The sequence below is a fragment of the Streptomyces sp. NBC_01077 genome, from assembly GCF_045162855.1.
Taxonomy (GTDB): domain Bacteria; phylum Actinomycetota; class Actinomycetes; order Streptomycetales; family Streptomycetaceae; genus Streptomyces.
On the sequence record NZ_CP108669.1, the window covers coordinates 9,727,100 to 9,738,659 of the forward strand.

The window sequence follows — 11,560 nt, forward strand, 5'->3', positions numbered from 1 at the left end:
GGTCACGGTCCGGGATCCGCCGTCTGGATGTCGATGCTGATGGTGGCGTTGTAGGTGTGGTGGTCGACCTTGATGCTTGGGCCGACCTTCGCCCGCCTTCACTGAGCGTTTTCAGTGTGGCCACTGATCGGGTGACGCCGGTGAGGTTGAGGTGGGGGGCCGCAAGGGACAAGGCTCCCGTGCCGTTGGGGGAGGTGTTCGAAGTCTCAACCCACCGGCACAGGAGCCTCGTTGGTTCCCTATCCTGCCGCACTCGACCTCCCGCATGCCCTGGTCGAGTGGGTCACGATGCTCGTCGTCACCCGTGAGGGTGACCGGCGGTGCAAGCTCCCGCCGCACCAGCGTGCGCTCGTCGCTCTGGTGTACCTGCGCCGCCACGACACCCTCGCCCGGATCGCGTCCGGGTTCGGGATATCCGTCGGCACCGCCCACGCGTATGTCACCGCCGTGACCGGCCTGCTTGCCGAACGGGCCCCGGGCCTGCTCAAGACGCTGCGCGAGCATGATCCGGAGTTCGTCCTCCTGGACGGGACCCTCGCCGAGTGCGACCGCGTCGGCGACAGCCGGGCCGATTACTCGGCCAAGCACCGCCGGCAGGGCGTGAACGTCCAGGTCGTCACCGACCCCGCCGGCGAGGTGCTGTGGATCTCGCCCGCACTGCCGGGCCGCACCCACGACCTGACCGCGGCCCGCACCCACCGCATCATCCGGATCTGCGAACGCCAGGGCGTCCCGGTCCTCGCCGACCGCGCCTACCAGGGCGCCGGCCCCTGGGTCACCACCGGACTCAAACGCCCACCGGGCGGCGAACTCACCCTCACCCAGCGCACCGTCAACCGGGCCCTGGCCGCGGCAAGGGCACCGGTCGAACGCGGCATGGCACGACTGAAGTCATGGCAGATCTTCCGCAGATCCCGCATCAGCCCCAACCGCATGACCGTCATCGCCAAAGCTGTCCTCACCCTGGAGAGGCAACGTTGAAAATGCTCACTGGTTCCGCCGACTGCGGATCCGCTGGGGAAGTACGGGACGACATCCACGAGGCGTTCCTCAGCCCCGCTTGCTCACTCATCTGCTGGCGACGCCTGAGGCCGGTAGCAGTTCTTACTCGGCTTCGCCATCAAGGCATCCATTTGGAATTGAGCAAATACTGCTCAGGAAGTCGGTCGTGAGGGCATTCTAGAGTCAAAAAACCAGTCGCACTACATCACTGTGGGCGGTACGTCCCTTACTTACGATAAGGATATAGTAATGATGGAATCTGATCTCGACCTCTACGCGCTCGAAGACGGACTCGGCGTTGAAGAGCTTCCTGAATCAAGCTCACTCAGCACCGTGTCGTCTGCAGCTTGTCACGGAACCTGCTGGGGTACCCTCACTCGGTAGATATTGATACGGCACCCGTGGGCACCACCCCTCGGGGCTGGTCTTCGGCGATGAGCTGATTGACGGAGCCGCCTCGATGAACGGGTCCACGTTCATCGGGTCTCCGTCGCTAAGAAAGCTGTTGCCCGCTTGAGGACCTCCACGTCCTCCCATACCCTGCAGTTCTCACGCCGTACAGCGGCCAGTTCCTCGCGTTCTCTGCTGGTCGGGCCGTCACGTTTCACCGGCGCCGACCTTGGTCTGAAGGATCCAGTCGCGGACCGCGGACTCGGTCAGGTCGACGTCTTTGGCGGCCTGACCGACCGAGCGGTCCACTCTGCGGCACAGCTCGACGATCTCGGCTTGAACTGCGGCGTGAACGAGCGGCGAGGGTGCGGCTTCCTTTTCCCGATGCTCTCCATGATGAACATCATCCTTCCGGGGCCGAAGCCCTGATGTCAGCCGTCCGTCAAAGCGGATCAGGCTCATCTATCAGGCGATCCGGATCGCCCTAGGCTCTGTCTGACAAACGATCTTGGGTGGGTTCGCGGAGCCAGAGGATGAGCGAGGCGAGGTGGACTCCGGCCTTGTAGCGGGCGGCCAGTTTGTCGAAGCGGGTGGCGATCGCACGGAACTGTTTGAGGCGGTTGAAGCAGCGTTCGACCACGTTGCGTGCCTTGTAGAGCTCGCGGTCGAAGACCGGCGGCCTGCCGCCGGTCTGCCCGCGCCGCACACGGTTGGCCTTCTGATCCGACCGCTCAGGGATCACCGCTCGGATGCCCCTGCGCCGCAGGGTCTGACGGATCGCCCGGGAGGAGTACGCCTTGTCCGCGATGACCACGTCGGGCCTGCGGCGGGGCCGCCCGGCACCGGTCCGGGGCACCCTCAACTCGTCCATGACCGTGTCGAAGACGGTGGAGTCGTTGACGTTGCCCGGCGTGACGACAACGGCCAGGGGCAGGCCCCTGCCGTCGCAGGCGAGATGGACCTTGGTGGTCAGCCCGCCGCGGGACCGACCGAGCGCCTGGCCAGCCGACGGACGTGCCGGATCTTCCAGTTCGTCCCCCGCCGCCGCCCCTTTTTGCGGGCGCCGGCGGCGTGCTGGTGAGCTCGGTTGATCGTGGAGTCGACCGACACGGTCCACTCCACGGCTCCGACGGAGTCGTCCCGGACCTGGGCCTGTTCGAGCAGACGGGCCCAGGTTCCGTCCGCCTCCCAGCGAGCGAACCGCTCATAGGCCGTCTGCCACGGCCCATAGCGTTCCGGCAGGTCACGCCACGGCGCACCGGTCCGCAACCGCCACAACACCCCGTTGATCACCTGCCGATGATCTCGCCACGGCCGACCTCGCCCATCAACACCCGGCAGCAGAGGCGCTATCCGCTCCCATGCCGCATCCGTCAGCTCACCACGACCCACCACAAGATCAATTATCAGACAGGTCCTAGCCGACGCCACCTAGCATCCGGTGCTGATCCCTACCGCTGCAGCTTCTCCATCGCCCTGAACTCTGGTCGACAGCCACACCATCAGCATCGACATCCTGACGTCGGATCCCGGGCCGTAACCTCACTGCCTTGGGCTGTAGGCCGGGCTTCCTGGGGGAGTGGGTGGGAACAGGCCTGCATGGCCCGAGCGATACGCGCTCGGGCCATGCCGATCTTGGGCTGTGGGGTCCTTGACGTGTCAGAAGTGCAGTGACCAGGAGTCGATAAAGCCCTTGTCGAAGTAGGCCACGTCTCGGACCCGGAGGCGCCAGATGCCGTTCGCTGTCTCCGATGAGCCATCCACGACGAACGTAGTGTTGACGTCGTCGGAAGAATCCCAAGAGGCAGCTGCCTTGACCGGGTAGACACTCCCGTCAGGTGACACGAGGCTGATGGTGAGGTCGCCGCGGTAAGGGTGCTTGATGTCCACGGCGACACGGAGGTCGGAGGGAGCCTTCTCTGCAACTCCAGTTACCGGGATGAGCGATTCCACGGCGGATCCGTGGCTGGGAATGTCCACGTTGCCGGTGTTCTCGAAGATCTGCGAGTCCGCCAGCGCTTGCAGAGTCCTGGTGGCGTCGACCAGGCCTGTGCCGCAGCCGCCGGGGCACTGTCCCTGTAGAGGACGTGTGTGCGCCTTGATGGTGGCCTCGACGGTAGCCGGGGCGAGTGGCTTCATGGAAAGCACGAGGGCGACCAGACCGGCGACGTGTGGGGTGGCCATGCTGGTGCCCTGGTAGAAGTCGTAGGCCTCCGCGGACGGTCGGGTCGTCCCAGAGTTCAGAGTGGAAAGGATGCCGTCGGCACGGGACGGGCGGGTCTCTCCTCCCGGTGCTGTCACATCCACTGCCGCACCGTAGTTGGAGTAGCTGGCGAGGTTGCCCTGGCGGTCGGACGCTGCGACAGCGATCACATTGTCGCAGTTCGCCGGTTCGGCGTCGCGTGCGTCGGCGGCTTCGTTGCCGGCGGCCACGACGACCGTCGTGCCACGACTGACTGCAGAGTTGATGGCGTTCTGGAAGGTCGCTGAGCACGATCCGGATCCGCCGAGGCTCATGTTGATGACCTTGGCGGGCGTCGGATTGAGAGGGGCACCCCATACGAAGCCGCCCGAGGCCCAGATGATCGCATCGGCGATATCGGCAGTCGAACCGCCGCATCGGCCGAGGACCCTGACGGGCTGGACCTTGGCTTGGAAGGCCACGCCTGCGGTGCCCCTGGCGTTGTTGGCGACGGCAGCGATGGTCCCGGCGACGTGGGTTCCATGCCAGGAGGAGGTGTCCGGCGCCTCGTCCGGGTCTCCGGTGCATTCGCCGGGGGAGCTGGTCCAGTCACCTTCGTCGCTCGCATCGAGGTCGCGGCCGTTGCCGTCTCGGGCCGCGGCAGCGTCGGAGATGAAGTCGTAGCCTTGGACGACATTGGCGGCCAGGTCTGAGTGTGCGGTGATGCCTGTGTCGATGACGGCCACGGTCACGCCGGTTCCAGTGGCGCGCTTCCATGCCTCGGGGACGTTCATGCCGGCTACAGGGTCTGCAAGGTCCCATTGCTCGGAGAAGCGTGCGTCGTCGACGGTTGCTGTTGCGTGCAGGCGCCTGTTGGGCTCGACGTAGGCCACGTCGGGTCGGTTGCGCAAGTCGGCTATCAGATTAGCCGTCTGACGAGGAGTCAAGGAAGAGTCGGTGCGCAGCAGCGCTCCTTTTGTGCCCAGTCGGCGGACGAATGACACTCTACGGCCCGCCTGCTTGAAGGAGTTCGCCGCCGTGTCGCGCGCCGCCTTGTCCGACACAGCGCCAGCCGCACCCTGCCGGTACCCGACAATGAACTCCTGAACTCCGATCTCGTGGATGGTGATTGGAGGCGAAGATGACGGCAATGGGAGGGCGGGGGCGAGAGCTGCTGCGCCGGCGGGAAATGATCCAAGAACCGCGAGCATGGTTGCCCCTGCGGCTAGAATGCTGAGTACAGGGCGTCTGTGTACCTGAAGTCTGGGCACGGTGGATCCCTCTGGTGAGAGGTGGTTTGGTGGCCACACCCTGTTCCCGGAAATGCTTGTTGGAGTGAGTAATTACTCCTCAACGATTGTCGTTCCGGGGACAGTTGGTCAGCCACCCTGTATCCCTGATTCTGGCGGGGCGACGGGTCCGCAAGGTGCGCGATGGCGCGGAGTCCGCGCACAGCGGATCGGACACCGGAGGCCGATCGAGCGCTTCTTCGGCACGAACGAGCTGGTGCCTTCGAAGAATCGAGCCCGATTCTTCGAAGGCACCAGCTTCATATGGGCGGGTCAGAATCGGAGGGACCAGGAGTCGATCTTTCCTCGGTCGAACATGGCGCTGTCCCTGACACGGAGCTTCCACGTACCATTGGCTGCCTCGGAGGAGGCATTGACGAGGTAGCTGGCGAGGACGTTGTCAGCGCTGCCGCCGGCGCCGGCCTTCTTGAGCGTGTAGACCGATCCGTCGGGGGCGACCAGGTCGATCTGAAGGTCGCCGATATAAGTGTGCTTGATGTCCACCGAGACACGGAGTCCGGACGGTGCGTTGCCGGAGACTCCAGCGACCTTGATCGGGGACTCCGTGGTGACGAAGTCGGAGATCGGGTAGTCGGTGGCGTTCTCAAAACGGGCCGGAGGGGCGACGGGAGGCATGACACGGAGCAGCCTGTTCGGAGAGCCCGTACCGGGGTTGCCCACGACGCCCGCAGTGGCTGTTGACGTCAACGCAGCGGCGACCTCGGTGGGCAGAGCCGCCGGGTGGTCCGCCAGGTAGAGCGCGGCCGCGCCTGTCACGTGCGGGGCCGCCATAGAGGTTCCGGAGATGGTGTTTGTGGCGCTGTCTCCGGTGTTCCACGCGGACGTGATGGCAGTACCCGGCGCAAAGATGTCGAGCGAGGTGCCCCAGTTGGAGAATGAGGAGCGGCTGTCCGTGTCGGCGGTGGCCCCGACAGTGATCGCTTCCGCCACGCGAGCAGGGGAGTAGTTGGCGGCGTTGGCGTTGGAGTTACCGGCCGCGACGGCATAGGTGACGCCAGAAGCGATCGAGTTCCGTACCGCATCGTCAAGAGCGGTGTTGCCGCCGCCACCCAGGCTCATGTTGGCGACTGCCGGCTTCACCGCATTCTGCGTCACCCAGTCGATACCTGCGATCACGCCCGTGAGGGTTCCGGACCCACTGTTGTTGAGCACCCGAACCGCCACGATCTTGGTGTTCTTCGCGACGCCGTGCGCGGTTCCGGCCACATTGGCCGCGACATGCGTACCGTGGCCGTTTCCGTCGTCGGCCACAGCGTCATTGTCGACGAAGTCGTAACCGTAGGAGGCACGCCCGCCGAAGTCCTGATGGCTGATACGGACACCGGTGTCGATGATGTATGCAGTGACCCCGCCGCCGGCTGAATCCGGGTACACGTAGCGGCTGTCCAAGGGCAACGAAGGCTGGTCGATCCGGTCGAGGCCCCATGACGGCGGGCTGGGCTGGGTTGCCGACGCCGAGACGACCTGATCCTGGACGACTGACTGCACCGCAGGGTCCTGTGCGAAGCGCCTCGCCTGCTGCTCCGTCACCTTCACCGAATAGCCGTTGAGGGCCGAACCGAACGTTCTGACGACGCGGGCGCCGAAGTGGCTCGCGAGATCCTTCGCCTTGGGCGAGCGCACATTGAGTCGGTCTGACTTGAAGGTGACGATGTAGCTGTCCTTGATCACGCCTGGCTGGCCGGCGTTGGCGATGAGCTTGTCCGCGTGGTCGGCCGCGACCGCGGGCTGGACCAATCCTGCACCGAGAGCAAGGAGTACGCCCGCGGCGGTCCCGCAGACAGTCACCTTGGTGGTACGCATCACTGCCATCAGAGGGATCCTCCTCATAGGTGGTGCGCAATATGGGTAGTAGCCGACTGGGAAGAGCCACACATGCATCTGACTGAGCGTCAGCTACTGGTCTCAAAGAGTGCCGACAACCTGTCGCCAGCGCAAGGGTGGCGCAGTGGTTCATACACCAAGCCGAGTCAGACCTCCGCTCTTCGAAGGTCACACACTGCTGGGTCGACGCTGGTCAGCGATCCCACCAACGGGCCCTTGCGCTACACAGGACCCTGAACATCGAATGAGCCATTGCGGCGCAGTTCGCTTGCAGCTTCAGGCGGGCGCCCCGACACCGCCGGGGCGCACCGTCCCTGTCAGGGCTTCCAGACACACCGACGGCAGGCCACGGAGGGGCGGCTCCCGTGTGGGGCGGGGGCTCACGAGACGGCCGAGAGCTCAAGGCCGCGGACAGTGGCGGGCTAGTCGGCGCGGTATGTATCCCTCCCAAGATCTGGGACGGCGTTGATGTGGCGCCCTCCGCATCAACTGACTACACAGGGTGACACCTGGGGGCGGTGAAGAAACCGAGCCAGCTCGCGGTCGGAGATGATCCGTTTGAACCGCGGCCAGGCCGTCCGCTCCACCGACGCCACAACTCCACCACCAATCACATGATCGGCAGCACTCGACTCGAGTCCGGAAGCGTACGAACATCACGGACCGTCATCACGCGATGGGTGCACCCCCGACGATCGTCTCGGGTGCTCCCTGCGGATTCCTCTGCCGGACCTCGGCGTTTCGGCTCAGTCGGGTGGGCATCCAGGCCTGCGGCACCACGACATCAGCCCGCAGGCGTCCCGCCTCACCGTCATCGCCCGAGTACCGATTGCTCAGGCGAGCCGGACTAGGGCGACGTTCCCTGGAACCTGATTCCGTATCGTCCGTCTGTCGTTCCGGGAGCGTGCAGCCGGCCCGTCCTAGCCCGCTAGTGCCGGTGAGTTTCGACGCAGCCGTACATGTCGGTCTGGACTCTTCGATGAATGCTCTCGGGGCTGCGCGTACTGAACAGGCCCATCAAATGATCAGCGAACTACAGCGGCGGAAGTATGTGCACCGATTCACCACCCTCGATGTGAACGGCTCAGGGTTCCTGGAGCTCTCGGACTATGTCACGGTGGCTGTAAGGATGTGCCACGCGTCCGGAGTGGCCACGAACAGCACCCTCGGCGCATCCTTGGTGAGTGCATGCCGGCAGGCGTTCGAACGGCTGGCCAGGGACTGTGGGCCAGTTGAGGACGCCAGAGTGGATCTCCAGACCTTCGTCGACTTCATGGGAGGTGAACTGGCTGGCCGCCCGGACGTCTTTGACCGAGGGATGAAGCCCATCGTCGACCTCATCGTCGACATCTGCGACATCGATCGCGACCACTATCTGGACGAGTCCGACTTCTGTCGTTTCCTGGGCTCCTACGCCGTCTCCGAGTGCGAAGTGATCGCTGCTGCGCGACGTCTGGGGATCGGTCCCACCGATCTCATCTCGCACGAGGAATTTGTCCACCACAGCCGGAACTTCTATTGCGGAGACGACCCCTCAGATCCTGGAAACTGGTTGTTCGGAGATATTTCTGCCCTGATTGAGTGAGGGGCAGCAGACTAAATCTTGTGCGCGGCTCGACGATCGCGTCGGGTTCGAAAAGCTGAAGCCGGCCGCACCGATTCATAGCGCGGGAACCCGACCGCTGCGTGAGTTGTCGCCGCGGCCGTCCCAGGCGGCGCCATGGGCATCACCACTGCCCCGGACCCGAACCCTCCAGAAACGCGCGAGCGAGCCGATGACGAATAGGCGTGCTCCACGTCGATGTTTAGTAGCCTCGGGTCCCCGGCTGGCTGTCGGACCGTTGCGACGGTTTTGGGTGGTGCGACCGATCAGGTATCGCAGGAGCGGAGAGTGGCAGCGTATCGGTGCGACACCCCAGCCTGGGCTCGGCAAGGCGCGCCGTCTCCTGGCAGCAACACCACATTGGTCCGAGGCGCCGTTTCACGCAGTCGGCCGCGGGACACTGAGCATTTTCAACAGTGAGCTTCTTCAGCGGTCACTCCAGAGGATGAGTGGCTGGCTGAGGTTGACTGCCCTCTGAGCTGCGGCAGCGCAAAGCTCTCGTGGGCCCAATCGTCACCCGATCGGTGGCCACTCTGAAGAAGCTCAGTGAGCTTCTTCAGCGGTCACTCCAGAGGATGAGTGGCTGGCTGAGGTTGACTGCCCTCTGAGCTGCGGCAGCGCAAAGCTCTCGTGGGCCCAATCGTCACCCGATCGGTGGCCACTCTGAAGAAGCTCAGTGAGTCTCCAGGATGAGGATGGCTTTGGCGGTTGACGTGAGGTTGTTGGGGCTGAGGCGGGCTTTGCGGAGGATCCGCCAGGTCTTGATCCGGGCGATGGCTCTCTCGACGGGCCATCGCAGCCAGGAGTGCGCACGGTTGACGGATCTTTGTTTGGCTGTGAGGTCTTTGCCTGGCTTTCTCCGGCAGGGCACGGCCACATTGCTGCCCGCTCCCTGGTAGGCCTTGTGGGCCAGAATCGGGATGCCGAGGCGGATACAGGTGGCGATGATCCGGTGCCGGCGGGCAGCGGTGAGGTTGTGGACACGGCCGGCGAGGGTCGGCGAGATCCAGACCAATGTCCCGTCCGGAGCTGTGATGACCTGCAGGTTCACCCCGTGTCGGCGGTGCTTGTCCGAGTAGTCGGCGCGGCCGTCACCGACCCGGTCGCACTTGATGAGCGTGCCGTCGAGCCGAACGTACTGGGCCGCGGAAGCCCTCAGGGCCGCGGTCAGTCCCGGTGCCCGGCCGGCCAGAAGGGCGATGACGGCGTGGACGTAGGAGTGGGCGGTGCCCACGCTGATCCCGAAGCCGGCGGCGATCTGTGTGAGCGTGTCGTTCTTGCGCAGGTACACCAGTGCGGCCAAGGCGCGCTGGGACGGCGGCAGCTTTGCACCGGCGGTCACCCTCCCGGGTGACGATCAGCATCGTGACCCACTCCACGAGGGCATGCGGGACATCGAGTACGGCACGATAAGGAACCAACGGAGCCCCAAGGCTGAGGAGCTGAGCGTAGACAACTCGCCCAACAGCCCTGCGGCTTCGTCCGTTCCACAGCCGCCCTCACGTCACCCGATCAGTGGCCACTCTGAAAATGCTCACTGAGCTTCTTCAGCGGTCACTCCAGAGGATGAGTGGCTGGCTGAGGTTGACTGCCCTCTGAGCTGCGGCAGCGCAAAGCTCTCGTGGGCCCAATCGTCACCCGATCGGTGGCCACTCTGAAGAAGCTCACTGACTGCGTCCTGCGACCGACCAGGGAGGGCTGCCCTATCGGCCCAGCACCGCCATCGCGGCATTGTGCCCGGGCACGCCGCTGACTCCCCCGCCACGTACGGCACCTGCCCCGCACAGCAGAACATTGGGGTGCGCCGTTTCCACGCCCCACCTTCCCGTCGACTCGCTCGCGTAGGGGAATGACAGGTCCCGGTGGAAGATATGACCGCCAGGCAACGACAGCTCGTGCTCGAGATCGAGCGGGGTCTTGGCCTCAATGCACGGAGCACCGTTCCCGTCCAGGGCGAGGCAGTCGGCGATCGGCTCCTCCAAATGGGAATCCAGTTCGGCGAGCGTTGCAGCCAGCAACTCCGCGCGCGCTGCGTCGTTGTCCGCTGCGAAAAGCCGCGCCGGGGTGTGCAGTCCGAACAACGTCAGGGTCTGATACCCCTGCGCCACCAGCTCGGGTGCGAGGATCGACGGGTCCGTCAACGAGTGACAGTAGATCTCAGACGGCGGCGCACTGGGAAGCCGTCCCGACGCTGCTTCCCGGAAGGCACTTGCCAACTGGCCATATCCCTCCGAGACATGGAATGTGCCGGCGAAAGCATGGTGGGAGTCGACCGAGCGATCACGCAGCCGGGGCAGGCGGCGCAGAAGCATGTTCACCTTAAGCTGGGATCCCTCCGCAGGCTCCGGCGCAGGCTCGCCCAACAGAGTGGCCAAAGCCTGAGGCGAGGCATTGACCAGAACATGCCGGGCGGCGACGGTGCCCTCACCGTCAGCCGAACAGAAGGAGACCTCGGCCCGTTCTCCATCGGTCTCGATACCGACAACCTCGTGCAGCGGCGCGATCTCCGCACCCGCCGCCCGCGCCGCGGTAGCAAGTGCGTCGGTGAGCGCTCCCATTCCACCGACGGGTACATCCCAGTCCCCGGTGCCACCGCCGATGACGTGGTAGAGGAAGCAACGGTTCTGCACCAGCGACGGGTCATGGGCATCGGCGAACGTCCCGATCAAGGCATCGGTGAGCACCACCCCTCGGACCAGGTCGTCAGTGAAGCGCTCCTCGATCGCGACGCCGATCGGCTCCTCGAACAGCATCCGCCAGGCATCGTCGTCATCGACGACGGCCCTCAGCTGCGCTCGAGGCAGCAATGGTTCGGTGAGCGTCGGAAATACCCGCCCAGCGACTTCGCGGGTGCGGCCGTAAAACTCCTCCCAGGCCGCGTACTCCTGTTCGCCACCTGTGAGTGCCGCAAACGAATCCCGGGTGCGGCCAGCACCCACGAGGAGACCACTGTCTCCCTTCGGCGTGTAAGAGGACACCGTGCGCTTGCGGACTGCGAAGCCGAGCCCCAGATCACGCACGATCTTGTCAGGCAGCAGGGAGACGAGATAGGAGAACTGAGACAGTCGTGCATCGACACCTGGGAACGGGCGCGTGGACACCGCAGCTCCACCGATGGCTGCGCGTCGTTCCAGAACCAGTACGGAGCGACCTGCGCCTGCCAGGTAGGCGGCGGCGACCAGACCGTTGTGGCCTCCCCCTACGATCACCACGTCGTACGAGGTGTGTGCGAGCATGCTCGACCCCTTG

Annotated in this window: 8 protein-coding genes and 1 pseudogene; 3 read left to right on the forward strand and 6 right to left on the reverse strand. The window is 64.9% G+C overall.

Going from position 1 to position 11,560, the window contains the following annotated elements; translation table 11 throughout:
• Window positions 1–231 precede the first annotated feature (231 nt).
• Both OG462_RS43655 and OG462_RS43660 read left to right on the forward strand, forming a co-directional pair.
• On the forward strand, window positions 232–981 hold the full coding sequence (locus tag OG462_RS43655; RefSeq protein WP_406053736.1) for a transposase family protein: 750 nt from the start codon (window positions 232–234) through the stop codon (window positions 979–981).
• 273 nt (window positions 982–1,254) lie between these two features.
• A complete protein-coding gene (locus OG462_RS43660) occupies window positions 1,255–1,386 on the forward strand; it encodes a thiocillin family RiPP (RefSeq protein WP_406066910.1) in 132 nt (43 codons plus the stop codon).
• Window positions 1,387–1,599: 213 nt separating this feature from the next.
• Here the strand turns inward: OG462_RS43660 and OG462_RS43665 are convergent, their stop codons facing one another.
• The 4 genes from OG462_RS43665 to OG462_RS43680 all read right to left on the reverse strand — a co-directional run bounded on the left by OG462_RS43665 (window position 1,600) and on the right by OG462_RS43680 (window position 6,696).
• Window positions 1,600–1,854 carry a hypothetical protein gene (locus OG462_RS43665; protein ID WP_406053732.1) on the reverse strand — a complete coding sequence of 85 codons (255 nt, stop codon included), beginning with the start codon at window positions 1,852–1,854 and terminating at the stop codon, window positions 1,600–1,602.
• A 22-nt stretch (window positions 1,855–1,876) separates the two neighbouring features.
• Window positions 1,877–2,784 (reverse strand): IS5 family transposase gene (locus tag OG462_RS43670; RefSeq protein WP_406066283.1). Its coding sequence is split into 2 segments (ribosomal slippage): window positions 1,877–2,439 and window positions 2,439–2,784, totalling 909 coding nucleotides; the frame shifts between segments, so codons are not numbered across the junction.
• Window positions 2,785–3,051: 267 nt separating this feature from the next.
• Window positions 3,052–4,638, reverse strand: a complete 1,587-nt coding sequence (locus OG462_RS43675; RefSeq protein WP_406053731.1) for a S8 family serine peptidase — start codon at window positions 4,636–4,638, stop codon at window positions 3,052–3,054.
• 498 nt (window positions 4,639–5,136) lie between these two features.
• Entirely contained in the window at window positions 5,137–6,696 is a 1,560-nt protein-coding gene (locus tag OG462_RS43680; RefSeq protein ID WP_406053729.1) for a S8 family peptidase, read from the reverse strand.
• 1,033 nt (window positions 6,697–7,729) lie between these two features.
• Here OG462_RS43680 and OG462_RS43685 point away from each other — a divergent pair.
• On the forward strand, window positions 7,730–8,293 hold the full coding sequence (locus tag OG462_RS43685; RefSeq protein ID WP_406053727.1) for an EF-hand domain-containing protein: 564 nt from the start codon (window positions 7,730–7,732) through the stop codon (window positions 8,291–8,293).
• 691 nt (window positions 8,294–8,984) lie between these two features.
• Here the strand turns inward: OG462_RS43685 and OG462_RS43690 are convergent.
• Together OG462_RS43690 and OG462_RS43695 are read right to left on the reverse strand one after the other, a co-directional pair.
• Window positions 8,985–9,732 (reverse strand): annotated as a pseudogene (locus OG462_RS43690) (transposase family protein).
• 282 nt (window positions 9,733–10,014) lie between these two features.
• Window positions 10,015–11,547 (reverse strand): phytoene desaturase family protein, encoded by a 1,533-nt coding sequence (locus OG462_RS43695; protein ID WP_406053725.1) that lies wholly within the window; start codon window positions 11,545–11,547, stop codon window positions 10,015–10,017.
• Window positions 11,548–11,560 lie beyond the last annotated feature (13 nt).